This is a genomic window from Variovorax sp. SG517, from assembly GCF_013376045.1.
Lineage (GTDB): Bacteria > Pseudomonadota > Gammaproteobacteria > Burkholderiales > Burkholderiaceae_C > Variovorax.
This window is the reverse complement of sequence record NZ_JABMJG010000003.1, coordinates 293,815-316,382: the sequence shown is the minus strand read 5'-3', so window position 1 is coordinate 316,382 and position 22,568 is coordinate 293,815. Positions and strand designations below refer to the sequence as shown.

Below are 22,568 nucleotides of genomic sequence, written 5' to 3'. Positions count from 1 at the left end.
CATGCCCATCGCACAGAAGACCTTGTCCACGAGCAAAGCTTTCACTCGGCTTTCAATGCTGATCGCAGGTGCCGGCCTCGCCGCCGCCGCATGGGCCGCCGAGCCTGCCCCCAAGGACACCACCGCCACCAATCCGCTGGGCGGAAAGGCATCGCCCGCAACGGCGGCCAAGCCCGCTACCGGCCAGCCGCGCCAGATCACCTGGGAAGAACTGGTGCCCAAGGACTGGGACCCGGCCAAGGAGTTCAAGGGCATGGACCTGAGCGCACTCGACGACGGCGACCCGCGCGCCAACGAGCTGCTCATGAAGATGCAGGAGGTGTCGAACAACGCGCCGACCAATCCGGCGATGAACGGCGCGGAGATCAAGATCCCCGGCTTCATCGTGCCTCTCGAAGAAGCCAAGGGCGAGGTCACCGAATTCCTGCTGGTGCCCTACTTCGGCGCCTGCATCCACACGCCGCCGCCGCCTGCCAACCAGATCCTGCACGTGGTGCCGCAGAAGGGCGCCAAGTTCCGCGCCATGGACACCGTGTGGGTCACCGGCAAGCTGCAGACGCTGCGCAACGATTCGATGATGGGCGTGAGCGGCTATCACGTGAGCGCGGCCACCGTCACCAAGTACACCGGCGGCTCCAAGTAGAAGGCTAGGAGGCCGCGGCCTCCGCCCCGTGTGGTTCTGCGCCGACAGGCTTGACGGCACGGAACCGACACAGACCGTTGCATCCGCGGCGCAAGCTCTGTCATCGCTTGCTGCCGAGTTCCGTTGAAGAAGTCCGGGCATGCCCCGGGCGTCTTCATGGAAATCCAGATGACAAAAAAACTCCCTACTGCCCCGCGGCTGTTGACGATCTCGCTGTGCATCGGCGCCCTCGTCCTCGCAGGCTGCGACAAGGGCCCCACGAACACTCCCGCCCCGCTCGCTTCGACGCAGGATCCGGCGACTTCCATCCCACCGCCTTCGGTGCCGCAGACGCAGCAGCAGCCTCCAGCCGCCGCGCCCGTGCAGGCCGCCTACACGCCACCGAGCGCCGAGCAGCTCTACCAGATGGTCGCACCCATCGCGCTCTACCCCGACAAGCTGGTGGCGCAGATCCTGGCCGGCGCCACCTATCCCGACCAGATCACCGCGGCGCACGACTGGCTCGCGCAGAACCGCAACCTCAGGGCCGGTCCGCTGGCCGATGCCGCCAACCAGCAGCCGTGGGACCCGAGCGTGAAGTCGCTCACCGCCTTCCGCCCCGTCCTCGACCAGATGGCCGGCAACATCCCGTGGACCCAGGCGCTCGGGCAGGCCTACTACAACGACCCGGCCGACGTCATGAACGCGATCCAGGTCATGCGCCAGCGCGCGGCGAAGGCGGGCCGCCTCAAGAACAACGACAAGCTGCGCGTGGCCACCGCCGCGCCGCCGCCCAACTACGCACCCGCTCCCGACGTGCAGCCCGTGTACGCGGGCCCCGCGGTGGTCGAACCGCCGCAGGAGTTCATCACCATCGAGCCGGTGCAGCCCGACGTGGTGTACGTGCCTGCCTACGACCCGCAGGTGATCTACGGCGCGCCGCAGCCTGTGTATCCGGGCTACGCGTACGCGCCGCCGGTGCAGGTGGTGTCTACGCCGGGCTACAGCGGCGGCCAGGTGCTGGCGGCCGGTGCGCTCGCATTCGGCGCGGGTGTGATCGTGGGCGCCGCGCTCGAGCGCCACGACTGGGGCTGGCATTCGTGGAACATGAACTGGGGCGCGCCGCGCTGGCGCGACCGCGGCCCCGCCGTGCAGCCGGCGTACGCGCGGCCGGCGGTGGTCTACAACAACAGCACCTACGTCTCGCGCTCGACCACGGTGGTCAACAACGTGCGCAACGTCAACATCTACAACAACAACGGCGGACCGCGCGGCGTGCTCCCGCCGGGAGCGCCGCCCAACTTCGCTGCAGGGCCGGGTGCCGCGCAACAGGTGCAGCAACAGCAGCAGCGGGCCCTCTTCGCCCAACAGCAGGCCCAGCAGCAGCAGGCCCAGCAACAAGCGCAGCAACAGCAACAACAGCGCCTCCAGCAGCAGGCCGCACTCGCGCAGCAGCAGCAGCAGCAGCAACAACAGCAGGCACGGGCGCAGCAGCAAGCCCAGCAGCGTCAACAGGAACAGATCCAGCGCCAGCAGGCCATGCAGCAACGGCAGGCACAGGACCAGTCCCGCCAGCAGCAACAGCAGATGGCCCAACAGGAGCAGACGCGCCGCCAGCAGCAGATGCAGCAACAGGCCCAGCAGCAGGCGCGCGACCAGCAGGCCCGCCAGGCGCGGGGACTGGTGCAGACCCAGCAACCCCAGCAGGCGCAACTCGCACAGCAGCGCCAGCAACAGCAGGCCGCGCAGGAGCAACAACGCCAGCAGCAGGCCCAGCTCGAACAATCACGCCGCCAGCAGACGCAGCAGGACCAGATGCGGCGCCAGCAGCAGGCGGATCAGCAAGCGCGTGCGCAACAGCAGGCCCAGCGGCAACAGGAGCAGATCCAGCGCCAGCAGGCCCAGCAACAGCAGCAGGCGCAGAACCAGGCCCGCCAGCAGCAACAGCAGATGGCCCAGCAGGAGCAGATGCGCCGCCAACAACAGGCGCAGCAGCAGGCACAGCAACAGGCCCAGCAGCAGGCCGCGCGCATGCAGCAGCAACAGCAGATGCAGGCCATGCAGCAACAGCGCCAGCAGCAGATGCAGCAGCAACAGGCCCGCGCGCAGCAGCAGGCGCAACAGCAGGCTCAACACCAACAGCAGCAGGCCCAGCAACAGCAGCAACGCATGGCCGCCGCGGCCGCGGCACGGCAGCAGCAGCAACAACAGCACCAGCAGCACCGGCCCGGCGACCCCAGGCAGCAGCAATAGTGCGGCGCCCGGCGGCGCCTGCCGCCGGTCTCAGTTCTTGCCGATCTCGGTCAGCAGGCGCGTGACGAGATAGATGCGCGGCACGATCGAGTCGACCTCGATGTACTCGTCGCGTGCGTGATAGCCGAAGCCCGCGAGGCCGAAGCTCTCGACCACCGTGGCCTTGCCCGAGCGGCCCGCAAAGCCCGCGTCGGTGCCGCCGCCGGTCATCGGCGTCAGCACGAGCTCGCGATCGATTTCCTTGTAGATGGCCTGCGCCTTCTCGGCCAGCGCGCGGCCCTTGTCTCCCGCGATGAAGGCCGGGCGGCCCACCTCCACTTTCACCGTGGTCTCTGTGTCGGGGATCAGCTTGCCGGAGGCGACCTTCGCCTGCAGCGCCTCGGCGAGCTTCTTCTCGGCGCCGGGCTGGGTGATGCGGATGTCGCCCTGGGCCTGCGCCTTCTCGGTGATCTGGTTGAGCGGGCCGGTGGCGCGCGCCACGGTCCAGTTGAGCGTGGCGCCGGGGATGTCCTTGGCGAGGTCCTTGGTCTGCAGCATCTGGTACGACAGCTCGTACAGTGCGTTGCGGCCCAGTTCAGGCGCGGCGCCCGCGTGCGACGCCCGGCCCTTCACCTCGAGCGTGGCGGTGGCAATGCCGGCCGCGCCGAGCAGCAGCGACTCGCCCTTGGCCACCGACTTCGCCGCCGTCGGCTCGAACGACAGCACCGTGTCGTGCTGGTCGGCAATCGTCGCGATCAGCTCGCCGGAGCCGACCGAGCCCACTTCCTCGTCGGGGTTCATCAGCACGGTGAGCGTGTCGTAGTCGCGCCAGCCGGCGTCGGCCAGGATCTTCAGCGAAGCCAGCATGACCGCGAGGCCGCCCTTGTCGTCGGCGATGCCGGGGCCGTAGATGCGGTTGCCGTCGACCTTGTACGGCTGGCTGCCCAGGATGCCCGCCGCGTACACGGTGTCCATGTGGCCCTGCAGCATGATCTTGCGCTTCCCAGTGCCCTTGAGGGTGCCGATCACGATGTCGGCGCCCGCGCCGGCCGTCGCCTTGCGGCGCTCGGTCTTGAAGCCGGCGGCCTTCAGCCTCCCCTCCACCACGTCGGCCATCTTGAGCAGGCCGTCGACGTTGAGGCTGCCCGATTCGATCAGCACCATTTCCTTGAGGTTGTCGATCACCGCCGGCTGCGCCTTCTCGGCCGCCGCGAGCAGCTTCGCATCGGGCGCGGCATGCGCGCCGGCGGCGGCACCGAGCGCGAGACCGCAGGCCAGGGCCATGGAACGAAGCGGGAAGGAGGGCAAACGCAAGGTCATGGTGTTTTTCTCGGGAGTGGATGACGGCGCACAGCATATCCAGCCCGACCCGCATGGCGAGCAAATCGGGGACACGCCGCGAAGGCGGCCGGGCCATGGCGCGCCGGGCTCCACTCCCGGCCCCGGTACTCAGTACTGTTCGAAGATGCGCTGCAGTTCCTTGGGATCGCTGGTCCTGGTCAGCCCCAGCATCAGGAGGATGCGGGCCTTCTGCGCGGTATGCATCATCGAGCTCACGAAGCCGGCTTCGGTGAACGGGCCGGTCGGCGTGACGATGCCGCTCACGGTGCGGGAACCGACGACGACGGCCACGCCCTTCTGCTGCGCGGCCTTCAGGCTCTGCATCGTGACCTCGGGCATGTTCGCATGGCCCACGCCAGCGTTGACGATGCCCCTGGCGCCGGCGGCCACGGCCGCGTCGATGAGCACGCCGTCCGAGCCCAGCGTCGTGTAGTTGATGTCCACGCGCGGCAGCTTCTGCAGACCGGAGACATCGAACTCGCTGTGCACGGTGTGCCGCTTCAGCGGCTGTGCGACGAAGAACGGCGTCGAGTTCTGCATGTAGCCCAGGTCGCCGCCGTCCAGGCTCTTGAAGGTGGCGACGTTGGTCGTGTTGGTCTTGGTCACGCTGAACGCGCTGCCGATCACCTCGTTCATGCTCACCATCACGCCCTTGTCGCGGGCCGAGGGGCTTGCCGCAAGCGCCACCGCGTTGACCAGGTTCAGCGGGCCGTCCGCGCTCATGCCGGTGCTGGGACGCATCGAGCCCACCAGCACGACGGGCTTGGCGCTCTTGACCACCAGGTTGAGGAAGTAGGCCGTTTCCTCGAGCGTGTCGGTCCCGTGGGTGATCACCACGCCGTCGACGTTCTTCGACGCGAGGATCTCGTTGGTGCGCTTCGCCAGCGTGAGCCAGTTGTCGATGCCCAGCTTGGAGCTGCCGACATTGAAGATCTGCTCGCCCGTGATGTTGGCGAACTTCTCGATCTCGGGCACGGCAGCCACCAATGCCTCGACGCCCACGGGCTTGAGACCCTTGCTCAGCCCGTAGTCGGTGAGCGCCAGGCTGTCCGCGCCCCGGCTGGCGATGGTGCCGCCGGTGGCCAGGATCACCACGTTGGGCTTGGCCGGGGTCTGCGTCTGCGCGCCTGCCTGCCCGGCGCCTCCGAGGAGGCCGATGGCTGACAGAAACGTCAAGGCGATCTTCTTGGGGTTCATGATTCGACGGTTTTGAAGGAAGGAGGAAAGAAAGAGAAATGCCGGATCAGTGCCGCTCGAGCACCCTGCCCGGCCGCAGGCCGGTGGGGCGCTGCCCGTCCCAGACCCGCTGTCCGTTGACCCAGACGCCCTCGATGCCGCGGCTGGCCTGCACGGGTTGGTCGAAGGTCGCGAGATCCGTCACGCGCTGCGGATCGAAGGCCACCAGGTCGGCCCGCAAGCCGGGTTGCAGCAGGCCCCTGTCGCGCAGCCCGTAGTTGGCTGCGGCCAGGCCGGTCATCTTGTGGACGGCGGCTTCCAGGGTCAGCAGGCCCTTGTCGCGAACCAGCCGCGACAGCACCCGCGTGAAGGTGCCCCATTGGCGAGGATGCGGGTGCGGGTCGAACGGCAGCCCGTCGGATCCGACCATGGTGCGCGGGTGCGCCAGGATGCGCTCGACGTCGCGCTCGTCCATCAGGAAGTAGATGGCGCCTGCGGGCGCGAGCCGCTGCAGCATGGCGTCGTCGTCCAGCCCCCATTCGCGCTGGAGCTCCGCGAAGTCGCGCCCCTGGGCGGACGGATCGCCCTTGGACCACGCGATGAGCGTGCGGCGCGCCAGCCGCACGCGGTCGAGCCGCAGCATGGTCGAGGTGGCCGGATAGGGATGGCAGTCGAGGCACACCGGCTGCATCGCACCGGCCTCTTCGATCCGCGCGAGCGTCTGCACGGAGCGGCCGTGGTTGCGCTCGCCCGCCAGCTTGTGGTGCGAGAACACGACGCGCGCCGCCAGCGCGCGCCCGATCTCCAGGGCCTCCTCGATGGCATCGTCGATCCGGTCGGATTCGTCGCGCAGGTGAACCGCGTAGACCATGCCACCACGGCCCCGCATGGTCTCGCCGATGTCGATGATCTCCTGCGTGGTGGCGTGCTGCGCGGGCGGATAGAAGGTGCCGGTGGACATGCCGAAGGCACCCGCGTCCAGCGCTTCGGCCAGCAGCCCGCGCATGCTTGCGCATTCCTCGGAGGTCGCGGGCCGCTGCAGGTCGTCCATCGTGCTCACGCGCAGGCTGGCGTGCCCCACGAGCGGAATCACGTTGACCGCCGCGGGCGCTTCCCGCAGGGCCTGCATCCAGGCGGAGAAGGTCGGGTAGCGGAACAGTTCGGGCGGCCCGAGCAGGTCCAGCGGCTGCGGCAGCGGGCAGCCAGGCGGAACGGGCGCCAGGCTCACGCCGCAGTTGCCGGTCACCACCGTGGTCACGCCCTGCGAGACCTTGGGCACCATGTCCGGATGCGCCAGCAGGTAGCCGTCGTCGTGGGTGTGGGAGTCGATGAAGCCGGGTGCCACGGCCAGTCCGTCGAGCTCGACGACCTCGGCGCCGGCAAGCTCGCTTCCCGGCGGCAGGATGTCCGCGATGGTGTCGCCTTCGAGCAGCACGTCCGCGCGGCGCGGCGGGGAGCCGCTGCCGTCGATCACCGTGCCGCCGCGCAGGAGCACCGGCGGCCGCGATGGCGTCGCGAGGCCCGCCATCAGTCGAGCTTCTCGATGCGGTTGCGCTCGATCAGCTCTCCCCAGCGCCTGGTCTCGCGGTCGATGGTGCGCTGGAAGTCGGCGGGCGTGCCGCCGGCCGGCACGGCGCCCAGCTTGGCGAGGCCCTCGCGCACGCTGGGGGTGGCCAGCGCGGCGTTGATGGCGGCGTTGAGCTTCTCGATCACCTCGCGCGGCGTGCCGCGCGGCGCGACCACGCCGCCCCAGGCCACGGTCTCGTAGCCCTTGATGCCCGCCTCGTCCAGCGTGGGCACGTTGGGCAGCATGGCGATGCGCCTGGCGCTGCTCACCGCGAGCGCGCGCACCTTGCCGGACGCGACCAGCGGACCGACCTCGGAAGAGTTGGCGAACAGGTAGTCGATGCGCCCGCCCATCAGGTCCTGCAGCGCGGCCGGCCCGCCGTTGTAGGGAACGAAGAGCACGTCGATGCCGGCCATGCTGCGGAACAGCTCGCCGCCCATGTGGCCGGTGGTACCGATGCCGGGTGCGCCGAAGGACAGCTTGCCCGGCTGCTTGCGCGCCGCGGCCACCAGCCCGGGCACGTCCTGGATGGGCGACTCCCTGGGCACGATCAGCACGTTGTAGAGGTCGAAGGCCTGGGCCACCGGCATCAGGTCGCGGTTCACGTCGTAGGGCAGCTTCTTGAACAGCGTGCGGTTGACCGCCAGCGTGTTCACGTTGCCGTAGCCGATGGTGTAGCCGTCGGCCGGCTTGCTCTTGATCTGCAGGATGCCGATGTTGCCTGCCGCGCCGGGGCGGTTCTCGATGACCACCGGCACGCCCAGCGACTTCGAGACCTCGTTGGTCACGAGCCGCGAGAGCACGTCGGGCGAGCCGCCGGCCGCCGAGGGCACGACGAAGGTGATGGGCCTCTCGGGCCACGCGGCCCAGGTAGGGGCCGAGCCTGCCAGCAGGCCGAAGGCGGCGGCCAGCACGGCCATCGGGCGGGAGAACTTGCGATGGGTCATCGGAAGGGGATCTTTCGTGGAAGTGGGAAAGGGATGGCGCCTCAGTGCCCCAGGCGGCAGTGCGCGATCGCGGCCAGGGCCAGCGCGTCGATGGAGTCCGTGAGCACGCAGTCGAACTCGCCGCGCCGGTGATGCGGAACCGCCAGCGGCAGCTCGGTGCAGCCGAGCACCACGGCCTTCGCGCCGCGTGCGACCAGCGCGCGGATGCCTTGTGCTGCAGGTTCCCAGGCGGCATCGACCTGCCCGGACTTGACCGCCGCGATGGCCGCCACGCAATGGCGCTGCACGTCGTCGGCTGCGGGCACGATCGCCTCGTACCCCGCCTGCTCCAGCGCCCGCTGGTACAGGCCGAGCGCCAGCGTGGCCGGCGTGCCGAGCACGCCCACCTTGCCCTGCAGGAGCCCGTGGCCCCGCAGGTCCTGCACCACCGCCTCGGCGATGTTGAGCAACGGCAGATGGGTGGCGCCCTTCAGGTCGTCGAACCAGAGGTGCGCGGTGTTGCAGGGCACGGCGATGCAGCCGGCGCCCGCTGCCTCCAGCAGCCGGATGCCGCGCTGCATGGCCGGCAGCGGGCTCTCGCCGCCCTGCAGCATGGCGCTCGAGCGATCAGGGATGCGCGGGTCGTTGCACAGGATCGTCGGGATGTGGTCCTGGTCGACGGCGGCCTCGGTCAGCTGCACCATCCGCAGCGCGAAGGTCGCGCCCGCCAGCGGCCCCATGCCGCCCAGGATGCCCAGCGCGCTCGGCGCCGGCTGACGTACGCTCACGGCAGCGGATCCCCCGCGCCGGTGCGCTCGACAATCAGGCGGTAGTGCTCCGGACGGCGGTGCTTGGCGAAGTTGAAGACGTGCTCGCGGAAGTGCGCGCCCAGCGCGAGGTCGGCGCGCACGCAGATCACTTCGTCCTCCTCGCTCACCGTGCGCGCGACGATCTCCCCGGTCGGCGCCACGATCACGGAGCTTCCGATCATGTGGTGCCCGTCTTCCGAGCCGCACTTGGCTGCCGCCGCCACCCAGATGCCGTTCTGGTAGGCATTGGCCTGCAGCGAGATCAGATGCGTGGTGGTGCGCAGGTGCGCCGGCTCGTTCCAGTGGATGTTGAGCGAGGGCGTGTTGTAGCCCAGCACCACCACCTCGGCGCCCTGCAGCGCCATCACGCGGTAGGTCTCGGGCCAGCGGCGGTCGTTGCACAGGCACATGCCAATGCGCACGCCATCGGTGTCGAAGGCGCGGAAGCCCAGGTCGCCGACCTCGAAGAACTTCTTTTCAAGATGCTGGAAGGGAGCCTCGGGCTTGTGTTCCGAATGGCCGGGCAGGTGGATCTTGCGGTAGCGGCCCGCGATGCCGCCGTCGCGCCCGACGATCACCGCCGAGTTGAAGCCGCGCCCGTCCCCGGTGAGTTCCGCGTAGCCGAGATAGAAGCCCACGCCGAGCCTGCGCGCCTCGTCGAACAGCGGCTGCGTCGCCGGACCGGGCATGCTGCGCTCGAAGAAGCGCTCGCGGGCTTCCTCCTCGGTCATCCAGTAACGCGGGAAGAAGGTGGTGAGCGCGAGCTCGGGGAAAGTCACGAACTCCGCGCCGCGGCTGTGGGCCTGGCGCAGCATGTCCACCAGGCGTGCCACCACGGACTCGCGGCTGTCCGACAGGTGGACCGGGCCCATCTGGGCGACGGCGAGGCCGAGAAAACGTGGGGGAGAGCCTGGGCGCGATGTCATCTGAACCTTCTTCGTTGCAGCCGTGTGACTGGTGCAATCGATTATTCGAAGCGGTTCGCGCGACGTCGAATTCCGATTTGTCGCTCGGGTTTAACAGCGTGCTAAAGGCCTGCCTTCCGATGGTGCGCAGGCGCCCCGCCGCACCGGCGCAGGGCGCGGCAAGCCCCTCGGGACGCGCTCAGCGCAGGATCTCGTCGTCGTCCGCCAGAGGCAGCGCCAGCCCGCGCTGCAGCAGCACGCTGTGCAGCGCGCGCAGCAGCGCCTGGGCCGCGGGCGACAGCGGCTCGGTCTGCAGGTACACCAGGTCGGCCACGATCGGCAGTGCGTCGCGCACCGGTATCGCCACGAAGTGCGAACCCAGCCAGCCCTGCAGCGAATACTCGTCCACCAGCGCCACGCCCGCGCCGGCATGCACCAGCGAGCAGGCGTACTGGGGCGAGGTGACTTCCACGCTGATGCGCGGCGAGGCATCGCGGGTCTCGAACATCTGGTCGATGCGCAGGCCCAGCGGCGAGCCGTGCGGATAGCCGATGAACTCGTGGGGCAGCAGCTCGTCCAGGCCGACTTCCTGGTACGCGGCCAGCGGGTGGCTGCGCGGGCAGATGCACATCAGGCGGCTGCTGGCCAGAGGTTTGGTGGCGAGGTTCGGGTGGTCGACCGGAAAGGTGGAAATGCCCAGGTCGGCCCGCTGCTGCAGGATGCGCTCCTTCAGCGCCTCGTGCGTGAGGCAGTGGAAATGGACCTGCACGTCGGGCATCGCGTTGCGCAGCTGCGCGATCGCCTGCGGCACCAGCGTCTGCCCGATGCTCGGGCTCGAGAGAATGCTCAGCAGGCTGCGCCGCCGCAGCGCGAGCTCGTGCGAAAGGCTGCCGATGCGCTGCACGCCGCCATAGACCTGCTCGACTTCCAGGTACAGGCGCCGCGCCTCCGCCGTGGCATGCAGGCGTCCCTTCACCCGTTCGAAGAGCAGGAAGCCCAGGCGCGTCTCGGTATGCGAGAGCAGCCGGCTGACGGCCGGAATGGAAACATGGAGCAGCCGCGCGGCGCCGCTGACGGAGCCGGTGATCATCACCGCGCGGAATACCTCGATCTGTCGCAGGTTCATGCCTGATTTTCCGATATCGGCGCGCCGACGATGTCCCCGCGCGCTTTCCTTTCTGTAGACAATGGCCCGATCCAAACCGGTGAAAGGTTCAAGATGTCAGCCGACGACTGGTGGAAGCACGGCATCGTCTATCAGGTCTATCCGCGTTCGTTCCAGGACAGCGACGGCGACGGCATCGGAGACCTCGACGGCATCCGGGCACGGCTGGACCACCTGGTCTCGCTCGGCGTCGATGCCGTCTGGATCTCGCCGGTCTACCCGTCGCCGATGGCCGACTTCGGCTACGACATCTCCAACTTCTGCGACATCGATCCGCGCTTCGGCACGCTCGATAGTTTCGATGCGCTGGTGCGGGAGGCCCACGCGAAGGGGCTCAGGCTCATCATGGACTTCGTGCCCAACCACACCTCCGATCGCCATCCGTGGTTCGTGCACAGCCGCAGCGCACGCAGCGATCCGCATCGCGACTGGTACATCTGGCGCGACCCCGCCCCCGGCGGCGGGCCGCCCAACAACTGGCTCAGCAACTTCGGCGGCCCGGCCTGGAGCTTCGATGCGGCCACCGGCCAGTACTACGCCCATTCGTTCCTGAAGGAGCAGCCCGACCTCAACTGGCGCAACCCCGAGGTGCGCGCCGCGATGTACGAGGTGATGCGCTTCTGGCTGCGGCGCGGCGTGGACGGGTTCCGCGTGGACGTGCTCTCCCAGATCGTCAAGGACGCGCAGTTCCGCGACAACCCGCCGAACCTGGACTTCGTCGAGGGCCAGGACCCGTTCCTGCGCTGGACGATGCTCTACAACACCGACCTGCCCGAGGTGCAGCCGATCGTGGCCGAGATGCGCTACGTGGTCGACGAGTTCAGCGACGCGCGCTCGTCGCGCGTGCTGATCGGCGAGCTCTACCTGCCGCTCGACCGGCTGGTCGCCTACTACGGCCCGAATGCGGAAGGCCTGCAGCTGCCCTTCAACTTCCAGCTGATATCGACCGAGTGGCAGGCGGCGCGCATCGACCGCTTCGTGCGCGACTACGAAGCCGCCCTGCCCCCCGGCGCCCAGCCGAACTGGGTGCTGGGCAACCACGACAAGTCCCGCATCGCGAGCCGCGCCGGGCCGCGCATGGCCCGGCTCGCGGCCATGCTGCTGCTCACGCTGCGCGGCACGCCGACGATCTACTACGGCGACGAGATCGGCATGGCGGACGTTCCCATTCCCGCCGACGAAGTGCAGGACCCGTTCGAGAAGAACAAGCCCGGCATGGGCCTGGGTCGCGATCCGGTGAGAACGCCGATGCAGTGGAGCGCCGCGGAACACGCGGGCTTCACGACCGGCACGCCGTGGCTGCGGCTGGCGGCCGACTGGCGAACGTGCAACGTCGAGGCGCAGTCGCGCGACCCGCGTTCCATGCTGGCGCTCCACGGGCGCCTGATCGCACTGCGCCGCGCGAAGCCCGCGCTGCACCGGGGCAGCCATGAAGCGCTCGAGGCCGGCGACGAGGTTCTCGCCTACGCGCGCGAGTGCGAGGGACAGCGGCTGGTGGTTGTCCTGAACTTCGGTGCCGCCGCAGCGCCCGTGCCGCCAGCGCTGTTGCCGCGGCAGCCTGTGGTGCTGGCATCGACCGATCCCGAGCGCGCCGGATCGATCGATGGCCCCTTGGTACTGGCGCCCGGCGAAGGCGTCGTGATCGGCACCTGAGCGCGACCGGGAAAGCGCGGCAGGGAATCAGGGCTTGCCGCCCTGGATCTCGATGTAGCTGCGCGCGTGCCAGCGCACGCGCACGGGCCATTTCGCGTCGGCGATGGTTTCGGAGTTCACGTCCTTGCCGCTGCCGTAGTTGACCTGCCTGTCGGCGCGCCGGTTGATGCCGACCACCAGCACGATGCGGCTGCCTGCCGAGAGCCTGCGAGCCGTCACGCGCTCGGTGGTGAACGCAAGCAGCTGCCGCTCCCCCGCCCGCAGGAGCCGCCGGCGCACGCGATGGCCGGCATAGCTGGCGCGGAAGTCGTAGGGATCGAACAGCAGCAGGTATTCGCCGCTCGCCGTCTGCTCGTACAGCGAGACGTTGAAGTCCATGTCCTGCCGCGACGGCGTGATGTCGAACACGCCGCGCAGGCTGCCGGCGATTTCGGTGTCTTCGGTCAGCGGATCGCTGGCGAAGCTGATGCCGTTGCGCGCCGTCAGCCGGTCCGCTCGCAACGCGTCCGGCCAGGGGATGCGCGCGTCTCGTCGATCGGCCAGATCGACCGCGAGCCGCGCATTGCCGCCGCCCTCGGAGGGCGATGGCAGCAGGCCGTGCGGTTCGTCGCGCCTGCGGGTGTCGAGGTACAGGCGCAGCCGGGGGCGCTCCGGCGCCTCCAGTGCCGGCACGTGGCGCCAGCGGTCCGCGCCCATCACCTGGTAATTGACGCGGTCCAGCAGCAGCGAAGGTTTGTCGGCGCCCTTCAGGACGTGGTCTAGCCATTGGTAGCGCAGCCCGGGCAGGTCGACGCGCGCGACGGGGTCGGTCGTGTAGCCGCGCAGCGTGGCCGCCGTGCCGCGCCGGATCGAACCCGCGTCGTAGGGGCCGAGCAGCAGCGTCGTGTCGGCCTGCGGCCGGTTGCGAAGATGCTCGTTGTGGAAATAGAGCGCGCCGGCATCGGCGCCGTAGTAGCCGGCGATGCCGAGCACCGGGATGTCGATGCGCGCGAACTGCTGCGCCGAGGGCAGGAACTTCTGCCAGAAGCGGTCGTGGCTCGGGTGCGTCAGCCAGGACCGGATCAGCCTGCTGCGCTTGCCCAGCAGCACGCGGTCGATGTCCCAGTAGGGTCGGTTGCCGCGGTGCCAGCGCGCGTCCAGTGCCTGCCAGACCGCATCGGGGCCCGCGTCGGCGTCGATGCCGGCGTGCAGCGGCTCGGCCAGCGCGTGCTCCTGCGCCCAGCGGACCATGGCGTTGCGGAAGATCTGCCCCGCCATCGGGAAGTCGATGCCCGGCGCCATCGGCGCGATGGTGGCGATGGCCTTGAGCGCCGGCGGCTTCCTGCGGGCCGCCGCCCAGGCGGCGTAGCCGGAGTAGCCTTCGCCGAGCATCGCGACGCGGCCGTCGCTCCACGGCTGCCGGGCGATCCAGTCGATGACTGCGGCGGCGTCATCGCCGTCGCGCACGAACGGCCACACCGCGCCCTTGCCGTCGGGCGTGCGCCCGCGCACGTACGCGGTGACGCCCACGTAACCCCTGGCGGCGCTCAGGCGGGCGTCGTCTTCCGAAGGGTCGAGCGTGAAGCGCAGCAGCGCCGGCAGGCCTCCATCGGCACGGCCGGGCCGGATCACGCTGGCATGGATGACGCCCCCGCGCACGGGAATCCTCACGTCGGCTTCCGCCACGTAGCGGCTGCCGTTCTGCGCCGCGAACAATTCGGGCAGCAGCGCATTGAAGCCGCGGCGCGACTGGTAGGACAGCCAGGTCCGCACCAGTGCCAGGGCATCGGCCTCCGGCAGGCTGCCCTTCGCGCGCCACTGGTCGAAAGCCTGGCGCAGCGGCTCCCTGAACGCCGCCGGCGGAATCTCCAGCCGCGCCATGACGGCCTGCGCCTGCGGGTTGTCGAGCGGCGACACCAGTTCGTGGAACGAGCGCGCATAGGCTTCGGCGAAGCCGGTGCGCCCGTCCGCCTCGAGCATGCGCGCGTTCGCATAGATGCCGTCGAGCACCGCCCGCTCGGCCAGCAGGTCGAAGGGCTTGCCCTGGCGCCGCTCGCGCAGGGACTTGCTGCTGCCAGCGGCCGCGCGGTAGGCGCCGCTGACGATCTGCAGGGCGGTCACGTTGGCCAGGAAGGAGTCGGTGTCCGCGTCCTGGTACACGGGCAGGATGCGCTCGGCCAGATCGCGCATCAGGCCCTCGGCGGCGGGATCGTCCGGATCGCGCGGCGGCCGGAAGCCGAAGTCCGCCGCCCAGGTCCACGAGGGCAAGGCAGGCAGCGCGAGACCCAGCCGCATGAGGGCGCGGCGCACGCGGCTGACGGTCGACACTTTGCGTCTCATGGTCGCGGCTCCTCGGGCACGTCGTGCGGCGCCTTGACCAGATGCACCACCTGCGTGAACAGCCGGTCGTGCGCCCCGCCGGCCGAGCCTATGTGAATGATGCCCGTGCGCGTGAGCTTGCCCAGCGCGCCGATTATCAGTTCGAGCGTGTCGTCGTCGAAGGCGCCGAAGGCCTCGTCCATCACCAGCCAGGGCGGCGCCTGCAGCACCACGCGGGCGAAGCCCAGGCGCAGCTGCTCGTCCATGCTGAGTTCGCTCTCCCAGCGGCCCGTCCTGTCCAGCAGGGGCTCCAGGCGGTGCAGGCCAACGCTCTGCAGCGCGGCCACCAGCGCTTCCCGCGGATAGGTCGCCGGCTCCATCGCATACGACAGCACCTCGGCCAGCGTGCCGCGGGGAATGTAGGGCGTGCCGCGCGGCATGTAGTGGATCGTCTCGCCGACGGGTCTTCGCACGGTGCCCGAGCCCCAGGGCCACAGGCCCGCGAGCGCCCGGAACAGCAGCGTCTTCTCGGTGCCCGGCGTGCCGAGGACCAGCACGCACTGGCCGGGCCGCACGGCGAGCCCCGGCACGTCCAGCCGGTCATGGCCGCTCCAGGAGCGGACCTCGAGCGCATCGATCGCGAGCGTCCCTTCTTCGCCCTCCTCGTAGGCGATGCGGCTGCCGCCCGCCTGCGATTCCAGGTCGGAGGCCAGCATCCGTCGCAGGTCGGTCACGCGCAGCAGCGTGGCGCGCCAGTCGGCAATGATGCTGAAGTTGTCGACGAACCAGCGCAGCGACGACTGCGCCTGCGTGAAGGCCGCGGCGGCCATCATCAGGCCGCCGAAGGACACCTTGCCCGAGAAATACAGCGGCGCCGCCACCAGCGTCGGCGCGATGACGGTGACCCAGCCGAAGCCCGCGGTGGCCCAGGTCAGGTTGGTCAGCCCGAGCACCACGCGCGAGGTGGCGCGCAGCACGTCGCCGAAATGCAGCGCGACGCGGCGCTTCTCGTCGGCCTCGCCGCCGGCCAGGGAGACGCCGTCGAGGTGCTCGTTGATGCGCGTGAGCGAGAAGCGCAGCTCGCCCTCGCGCGCGTAGCGTTCGGCGTTGCGCGAAATCAGGCCATTGCCCACCCAGTAGGTGACCAGCGAGCCGACGACCGCGTAGCCGATCGCCGCCCACAGCATGAAGCCCGGCAGCACGTGGTCCTGGCCGTTGAAGAAGATGCTGAAGTCCTTGGAGAGCACCCACAGCACGCTCGCGAAGCTGCCGAACAGCATCGTGGCCTGCAGCAGGCCCACGCCGAGGTTGACCGAGAGGTCGCACAGCTTCAGCGTGTCCTCGTGCATGCGCTGGTCGGGGTGAGCCCCCATCGGGCCGCTGGCCTGGAGCCAGAACGCACGGCGCGGCTGCAGCCACAGCCCGACGAGGTCGCTGACCACGGCCTCGCGCAGCCTCATCTGCAGGGTTTCGCTCAGCCACCGCTGCGCGACGTTCAGCACCAGCAGCGCGCCCGCGATCACCGCGAAGACGCCGACCTGCACGATGAATTCGTTCAGGTCGCGGCGCGAGATCGCGTCGTAGAAGGGCTTGTTCCAGCTGTTGAGCTCGATCTGCCCATACGCCGTGAGCCCGATCACCACGACGATCGCGGCCAGCAGGCCGACCAGCTTCTTCGCGACAGGAGACACGCGCAGGGCGCCGAGCAGCTCGCCGACCTGGCCGAAGACGCCGACCCTTGCGGCCGGCTCGGTGCGGTCGTCCGGGCTCGTGCTCATCCCTGCTGCGGCGCCTGGCTGGCGGCGAGCGCGGCGCGGCGCGCCGAGACGCACGAAATGAAGGCGGCATGGCTCCAGGCGAGCTGCTTCGCCGAGGTCTGCGCGCCGCTGCGCTGGTCGAACTGTTCCGACAGGTCGCCGCTTTTCGGCGTGTAGGCGCGCACGGTGGCGAGGTAGGCGTCGCCGCGCTCCAGCCACTGCCGCCGATGGCGCGCGTCGCCGCCCTCCGCCGCCGCGGCGCGGAAGCAGAACTCGGCGGCGCCGAGCGTCGAGAAGTAGTACGCGCCGCCCGAGCAGTACACGTCGCCGTCGTACCGCCCCATCGCAGCGCCATGGCCAGCAGCGCGGCCGTGGTTGATCGGGTAGGCCGCGTCGAACAGCGCGTCGAGCCGCGCCAGCGTGGCCTGCATGCGCGCATCGGTCGGGCCGTGCGCGGGCGCGGTGCCGAGACTGTGGATCGCGGACAGGATCACGGCGATGTCCAGCGCCTTCGGGCTGGGCTGCCCGTCCGGGAGCATGCGCGAACGGTAGTAGCCGCGCGTCCCGTCGCGGCCGCCGTCATCGGCTTCCTCGTCCACCCAGTAGCCGTCGAGCAGGCTCAGAACGGCCTGCGACTCCTCCCGGCAGCGCCGCGCCTCGGCCGTCTCGCCCAGTCCCTCCAGCCACGCCGCGCCTTCGGCCAGCGCGGCCGCCGAGACGCGCAGCGTGTAGTAGTGGTGGCCGCTTTCCTCCTCCCAGATGTCGAAGGAGGGCTCGCGCCAGTGGCGCAGCGTGAAGTCGAGGTCGAAGCGGATCAGCGACGCGACCTCGGCCAGCAGCGCGGCATCGAGATGCCCGCCGGCCACCCAGCGCAGCAGCGCCAGCGCGCGCAGCGGCGGTCCGTCGTGCTGGGGGCGCGCCCACCGCAGGATGTCGAGCGTGCCGTCGGGGTTCACCCGCGTCTCGGCGACGACTGCGTCGCCGTGCACGCCCGCGAGTTCATCGTCCTCGCGCAGGTACTGCAGCAGTCCGGGCGCCACGCGCGCCCTGCGGTCCTGCACCGCGACCACCGCGCGGCCGTCGAGTCCGTTCAGGGCAAGGCTGAAGCGGGTGAAGTCGCGCAGGTGCCGCAGGGCCTCGTCACCGATGCGCCGGTCGGCATGGAGCAGGCGCAGCGCATCGATGACGACGGCGGAATCGCGGAACCAATGGAAGAAGTAGTCCGGGTCGGGGTCGTAGTTGCCGAGGACGGGCGAGGCGACGATGGCACCGGCGACCGGCCGCACGGTCTGGCCGAAGCCGTCCCTGTGCTTGACGATCGACACCGGCGAGATGCTGCTCAGCATCGCGCTCGCCGAATGCGAGAGCTGCCGTTCGAGCCAGGACTCGAGCGCCGGGTCTTGCCGGTTCACCGCGCCGAAGCTCACGCAGGCGACTCCCACGCGGGCGACTCCAGATGCGGGCTGCTGAAGTCCAGGCGGCGCAGCCCGGCCTGCACCTCGGGCGCGCTCATGAACAGCTTCCACAGCAGGCCCGTGCGGTGGTTCTCCATCATCACCACGATCGGGCCCTGGTCGATGGCGAGGTAGGTGTCCGCGAACCAGCCGCGCGACTCGCAGAACGCGTCGACGAAGCCGTAGTCCCGCCAGAGCCGCTCGCCATGCGCGGTGAGGAAATGCCGCAGCACCTTCATCACCTCGGCGGGTGCGTACGGCAGGCTGGCCAGCGCGGCCGTGGGCGAGATGGTGCCGTTGTCGTTGTTCGGGTCGTGCGCGAGGTAGCCGTCGGGGTCGTCGCTCGCGGTCAGGCCCCAGCACGATTCGCCGTAGCCCTTGAAGCCGCGCGGATTGGCGATGCAGTGCGCGCGGTTGACCTGCACGTGGCGGCGGTTGAGCTCCCAGTAGTCGGCGTAGCGGTCCTTCAGCCCGCGCGGATCGAGGCCGCAGAACGAGTAGTGCGCGAAGAACAGCGGCCCGCCGTTCGGCGGTCCCAGCGGCAGTTCGATGCCGTGGTACGAGCGGCCATTGAGAAAGTCGGGGCCGGAGGCGTAGCCGCGGTGGTAGACCTTCGGATCGATCGCGTGGGTCGGCGATGCCGCGGCCATGAAGTAGGTGATGAGGCACTCGTTCCAGCCATGCACCTCGTGGTTCATCGCCCAGCCGTGGTTCGGGCTCCAGTGCCAGTACAGCACGTCGCGCCCGCCCTGGGTGAACCAGTTCCATTCGACCTCGTGCCACAGCGTGTCGAAGTCGGCGCGCAACCGGCGCACCATGGCCGTGTCCTCGTTGAAATACTGGCGCGCGCACAGCAGGCCCATGCAGAGGAACGAGGTCTCGACCAGGTCGCCCGCGTCGTCCTTCGGGCTCATCGGGATCGTCTTGCCGCTCGCCCCGTCCATGAAGTGCGGGAAGGTGCCGTGGTAGCGCCTGGCGCGAAGGAGCGCGTCGCGCATGCGGCCCAGGCGCTCCAGCGCCGCTTCTCGCGAGACCCAGCCGCGCTCCACCGCGACGATCAGCGCCATGATGCCGAAGCCCGTGCCGCCGATCGCCACCCTCTCGTCGGCCAGGTCTTCGCCCGTGGCGCGGACCAGCGTACGGCGGTCCAGCGCCAGGCCGCTGGCGGCATCCGCGCCGTCCCAGAAGTAGCGGAAGGTCTGGCGCTGCACGGCGTCGATCAAGGCTTCGTCGGGCAGGGCAGCCAGCGCCCCGGGGCTCTTGTCATCCTTCAGCACGAACGGTTCCTTTCGCAGTTGTCCGCAGTTGTCCCGGCCTGTCACTTCCGGTTTCATCGAGGCATCGGCGCCACACGGCCGATGGCCCTCACCCGCAGCATGCCATCATTAGGTCCCCTGGGTTCTATTCGAAATCCCTGATGAGCCGCATCGATACCCTCATGGCCCGGATGACGCTGCCCGAGAAACTCGGCCAGCTCACGATGACCGCCTCCAGCTATACGGTCACCGGACCGGTGCTCGCGGGAGACTCCACGCAGTCCATCATCGACGGCACCGTCGGCAACCTGCTGAACATGGTCGGCGCCGGGCCCACGCACGAGATGCAGCGCCTGGCCGTCGAGAAGTCGAGGCTCGGCATTCCGCTGCTGATCGGCCTGGACATCATCCATGGCCATCGCACGCTCTTTCCCATCCCGCTCGCGGAGGCCGGCACCTTCGACGAGGCGCTGTGGGAGCGCACGGCGCACGAGGCCGCGCGCGAAGGCGCCGCCGACGGCCTGGCGATGACCTTCGCGCCGATGCTCGACGTCTCGCGCGATCCGCGCTGGGGCCGCACCGCGGAGGGCCCCGGCGAAGACCCCTGGCTCAACGCGCGCATCGCGCAGGCCAAGGTGCGCGGCTTCCAGGGTGCCGACCTGTCGTCGGCCGAATCGCTGGCCGCGTGCGCGAAGCATTTCGTCGCATACGGCGGGGTCAACGCGGGGCGGGAATACGCCCCGGTCGACATCTCCGAGCGCACCCTGCACGAAGTGCACCTGCCGGGCTTCGCGGCGGCCGTGCGCGCGGGCGTTGCGACGCTGATGCCCGCCTTCACCGATCTCAACGGCGTGCCGATGACGGCGCACGTCCCGTTGCTGCGCGACTGGCTGCGCGGCGAGATGGGCTTCGACGGCGTCATCGTCAGCGACTACAACGCGATCGCGGAGCTGATCAAGCACGGCGTGGCCGCCGACCTGGTCGATGCCGCGGTGCTGGCGCTGAAGGCGGGTGTCGACATCGACATGATGGCCGACGCGTACCGCAAGGGCCTGCCCATCGCGCTCGAGCAGGGACGGGTGACGATCGAGGAGATCGACGCGAGCGTGCGCCGCGTGCTGCGGCTCAAGGAGCAGCTGGGCCTGTTCGACGATCCCTACCGCCGCGGCGCGACACCGGAACCCGCGGCGGTCGTCGCCGGGCGGCGCGACGTGGCGCGCGACGCCGCGCGCAAGGCAATCGTCATGCTGAAGAACGAGGGCGACGCCCTGCCCTTGCCCGCGAAGGCGAAAGCGCTGTGCGTCGTCGGCCCGCTAGCCGATGCGGTCACCGAGATGAAGGGTCCGTGGTGGGGCGCCGGCGAACACGAGCCGGCCGTCACCGTGCTTGCCGGCCTGCGCGCCGCATTGCCGCAGACCGATATACGCCACGCGCCGGGCGTCGCCATCGAGAGCGACGACGAGAGCGGCATCGAGGCCGCCGTCGCTCTGTGCGACGGTGCCGACGCCGTGCTGCTGTGCCTGGGCGAGCGCGCCACCATGAGCGGCGAAGCGGCCAGCCGCGCCACGCCCTCTCTTGCCGGCCGGCAGCAGGCGCTGGCCGAGGCGGTGACTGCGCGCGCGAAGGCGCAGGGCATCCCCGTCATCGCGATCCTGTTCTCGGGCCGGCCGCTCGTCGTGCCCTGGCTGGCCGAACACGCCGACGCGCTGCTGGCCGCGTGGTTCCTCGGCGTCGAAGCCGGCAATGCGATCGCCGACGTCCTCACGGGCCAGGCAAGCCCCGGCGGCCGCACGCCGATGAGCTGGCCGCGCGCCGTCGGCCAGGTGCCGGTCTTCTTCGGCCAGCGCCCTTCCGGCCGGCCGATGAGTCCCTCCGACTACTTCACGAGCAAGTACCAGGACGTCGAGAACTCGCCGCTCTATGCCTTCGGCCATGGCCTGACCTACGGCCGGTTTGTCTACGACGAGCTCCAGGTCGAGCCGCGCGGCGTGCACGAGCAGGGCACGCTGAAGATCGGCGTCAGGCTGCGCAACACCGGCGCACGCGAGGCCGAGGAAACCGTCTTCCTCTTCGTTCGCGCCAAGGTCGCCCGCGTCACCCGGCCCCTGCTCGAACTCAAGGGCTACGCGAAGCTGCGGCTGAAGCCCGGCGAAGCCGGTTCGGTAAACCTGGAACTGCCGGCGGCCGAGCTGCGCTATCTGGGGCCGGACCTGCAGCCCCTGTTCGAGGCGGGCGAGGTCGAGATTCTCGTCGGGCCTAGCGCCGAGCAATCAGGGTTGCTGCGCCAGACCGTCGAGCTGCGTTGAGGCCTGGGCCGCTCAGTTCCAGTTCTCCTGAACCCAGCTGCGCACCTGCGCCCACTGCGTCGATGTCTCGATGTAGTTCAGCGTCGCGCTCACCAGTTCGCCCACGTTCTTGTAGTCGTCCAGCCCGAACGGCTGGGCGAGCGGCAGGTTGGCGCGCATGTAGTTGCCGCCGAGCAGCTGGCCGGCCTGGGTCGCCGCCAGTTCCGCGGTGGCATCCATCGTGAGGTTGAGCAGCGCGGTGGCCGGCACCACGCCGTCGCTGAACGGCCAGAGCCAGTGCGTCACGCCCCAGTCGAGCGGATCGGACACGGAACTTGGCGGCACGCCCACCGGATTGGCGCCGGTGCCCAGCGACAGCATCACGATGTCGGACGTGCCGCTGGCATAGCCCTGGTAGATCGCTTCCACGATCGCCGTCATCGAGGGGTTGTTGGCGAAGGTGCCGCCATCGGCGAAGTAGCCGAAGCCGCCCACCTGGTACGGCGGGAAGTAGGTCGGCGCGGCCGAGGTGGCCAGCGCTGCATCCACCATGCTGATGCCGCGATAGGCGTTGCTCGGGCCGTTGGAGATGGTGCACGGCTCCCAGCTGTTCTGGCTCGCGTCCCACAGCCGCGCGGAGTTGACCGCCACGAAGCGGCCGGCGGAAGACAGCGCGCCGCTGCCCACAAGCTTCTGGGCGACCGACTGCAGGCCGGTGTTGACGTACTGGCACTCGAAGATGCCGGGGCCGCTGCCCAGCAGTTCTTCGGTCGACTGCGCGGGCGCCTTGTCCTGCTGCTTGGCCTGTGCATCCAGCAGCCAGCCGTTGGGCTTGAAGATGGTGGAACCCTCGTTCTCGTAGAGATCGACGATGGCGTCGATGCCCACGCCGTTCACGAGGCCCAGCGAGATCAGCCCGCCGGTGGAAGTGCCGGCGAAGCCGTTCGCGTTGGCGACGACGCCGAAACTCTTGTCCAGGTCCTGGATCAGCAGCGCCGTGATGACACCGCGAATGCCGCCGCCGTCGCAGCAGAGAATCTTGAAAGACATGGCTGTGCTCCTTGCTCGAGTGAATGAACGTCGGCGCGCCTTCTCTCCTCGGTTGCCTGCCTGCCTCCGCGC

16 protein-coding genes are annotated in these 22,568 nt (G+C 69.7%); 4 read left to right on the top strand and 12 right to left on the bottom strand.

From position 1 onward, the window contains the following. Position 1 precedes the first annotated feature (1 nt). Together FHT32_RS10815 and FHT32_RS10810 are read left to right on the top strand one after the other, a co-directional pair. Entirely contained in the window at positions 2-643 is a 642-nt protein-coding gene (locus FHT32_RS10815; protein ID WP_176664626.1) for a DUF3299 domain-containing protein, read from the top strand. A gap of 168 nt (positions 644-811) precedes the next feature. After that, positions 812-2,875, top strand: coding sequence for a DUF3300 domain-containing protein (locus FHT32_RS10810; protein WP_176664625.1), 2,064 nt, complete (start codon positions 812-814; stop codon positions 2,873-2,875). 30 nt (positions 2,876-2,905) lie between these two features. Here the strand turns inward: FHT32_RS10810 and FHT32_RS10805 are convergent, their stop codons facing one another. The 7 genes from FHT32_RS10805 to FHT32_RS10775 all read right to left on the bottom strand — a co-directional run bounded on the left by FHT32_RS10805 (position 2,906) and on the right by FHT32_RS10775 (position 10,704). After that, positions 2,906-4,174: a glutamate carboxypeptidase gene (locus FHT32_RS10805; RefSeq protein WP_176664624.1), complete on the bottom strand. Its 1,269-nt coding sequence runs from the start codon at positions 4,172-4,174 to the stop codon at positions 2,906-2,908. 129 nt (positions 4,175-4,303) lie between these two features. After that, on the bottom strand, positions 4,304-5,392 hold the full coding sequence (locus tag FHT32_RS10800) for an asparaginase (RefSeq protein ID WP_176664623.1): 1,089 nt from the start codon (positions 5,390-5,392) through the stop codon (positions 4,304-4,306). Between the two features lie 46 nt (positions 5,393-5,438). Continuing rightward, a complete protein-coding gene (locus tag FHT32_RS10795; RefSeq protein ID WP_176664622.1) occupies positions 5,439-6,899 on the bottom strand; it encodes an amidohydrolase family protein in 1,461 nt (486 codons plus the stop codon). Next, on the bottom strand, positions 6,899-7,885 hold the full coding sequence (locus FHT32_RS10790) for a tripartite tricarboxylate transporter substrate binding protein (RefSeq protein WP_176664621.1): 987 nt from the start codon (positions 7,883-7,885) through the stop codon (positions 6,899-6,901). Before FHT32_RS10790 ends, FHT32_RS10795 begins: the two co-directional genes overlap by 1 nt. 41 nt (positions 7,886-7,926) lie before the next feature. Then, positions 7,927-8,652 carry an amino acid racemase gene (locus FHT32_RS10785; RefSeq protein WP_176664620.1) on the bottom strand — a complete coding sequence of 242 codons (726 nt, stop codon included), beginning with the start codon at positions 8,650-8,652 and terminating at the stop codon, positions 7,927-7,929. After that, positions 8,649-9,599 (bottom strand): N-carbamoyl-D-amino-acid hydrolase, encoded by a 951-nt coding sequence (locus FHT32_RS10780; RefSeq protein WP_176664619.1) that lies wholly within the window; start codon positions 9,597-9,599, stop codon positions 8,649-8,651. The genes FHT32_RS10785 and FHT32_RS10780 overlap by 4 nt, the downstream gene beginning before the upstream one ends. A 178-nt stretch (positions 9,600-9,777) precedes the next feature. After that, the gene (locus FHT32_RS10775) at positions 9,778-10,704 is read right to left on the bottom strand and encodes a LysR family transcriptional regulator (RefSeq protein WP_176664618.1); all 927 of its coding nucleotides are present in this window, start codon (positions 10,702-10,704) and stop codon (positions 9,778-9,780) included. A gap of 93 nt (positions 10,705-10,797) precedes the next feature. On the opposite strand from FHT32_RS10775, the gene FHT32_RS10770 reads away from it, so the two are divergent. Beyond that, positions 10,798-12,396: an alpha-amylase family glycosyl hydrolase gene (locus tag FHT32_RS10770; protein ID WP_176664617.1), complete on the top strand. Its 1,599-nt coding sequence runs from the start codon at positions 10,798-10,800 to the stop codon at positions 12,394-12,396. 27 nt (positions 12,397-12,423) lie between these two features. Here FHT32_RS10770 and FHT32_RS10765 read toward each other — a convergent pair whose 3' ends face one another. From FHT32_RS10765 to FHT32_RS10750, 4 genes are read right to left on the bottom strand one after another with little or no spacing between them, the layout of a single operon-like run. Beyond that, on the bottom strand, positions 12,424-14,715 hold the full coding sequence (locus tag FHT32_RS10765; protein ID WP_176664616.1) for a CocE/NonD family hydrolase: 2,292 nt from the start codon (positions 14,713-14,715) through the stop codon (positions 12,424-12,426). After that, positions 14,712-16,472 (bottom strand): ABC transporter ATP-binding protein/permease, encoded by a 1,761-nt coding sequence (locus tag FHT32_RS10760; protein ID WP_176664615.1) that lies wholly within the window; start codon positions 16,470-16,472, stop codon positions 14,712-14,714. Before FHT32_RS10760 ends, FHT32_RS10765 begins: the two co-directional genes overlap by 4 nt. After that, positions 16,469-17,893, bottom strand: a complete 1,425-nt coding sequence (locus FHT32_RS10755) for a glycoside hydrolase family 15 protein (protein WP_371132163.1) — start codon at positions 17,891-17,893, stop codon at positions 16,469-16,471. The genes FHT32_RS10760 and FHT32_RS10755 overlap by 4 nt, the downstream gene beginning before the upstream one ends. Further along, the gene (locus FHT32_RS10750) at positions 17,875-19,182 is read right to left on the bottom strand and encodes a glucoamylase family protein (protein ID WP_371132162.1); all 1,308 of its coding nucleotides are present in this window, start codon (positions 19,180-19,182) and stop codon (positions 17,875-17,877) included. Before FHT32_RS10750 ends, FHT32_RS10755 begins: the two co-directional genes overlap by 19 nt. A 140-nt stretch (positions 19,183-19,322) precedes the next feature. On the opposite strand from FHT32_RS10750, the gene FHT32_RS10745 reads away from it, so the two are divergent. Then, positions 19,323-21,467 carry a glycoside hydrolase family 3 N-terminal domain-containing protein gene (locus FHT32_RS10745; RefSeq protein WP_176664614.1) on the top strand — a complete coding sequence of 715 codons (2,145 nt, stop codon included), beginning with the start codon at positions 19,323-19,325 and terminating at the stop codon, positions 21,465-21,467. Between the two features lie 12 nt (positions 21,468-21,479). On the opposite strand, the gene FHT32_RS10740 is transcribed toward FHT32_RS10745, so the two are convergent. Then, entirely contained in the window at positions 21,480-22,496 is a 1,017-nt protein-coding gene (locus FHT32_RS10740) for a patatin-like phospholipase family protein (RefSeq protein ID WP_176664613.1), read from the bottom strand. Between the last annotated feature and the right edge of the window lie 72 nt (positions 22,497-22,568).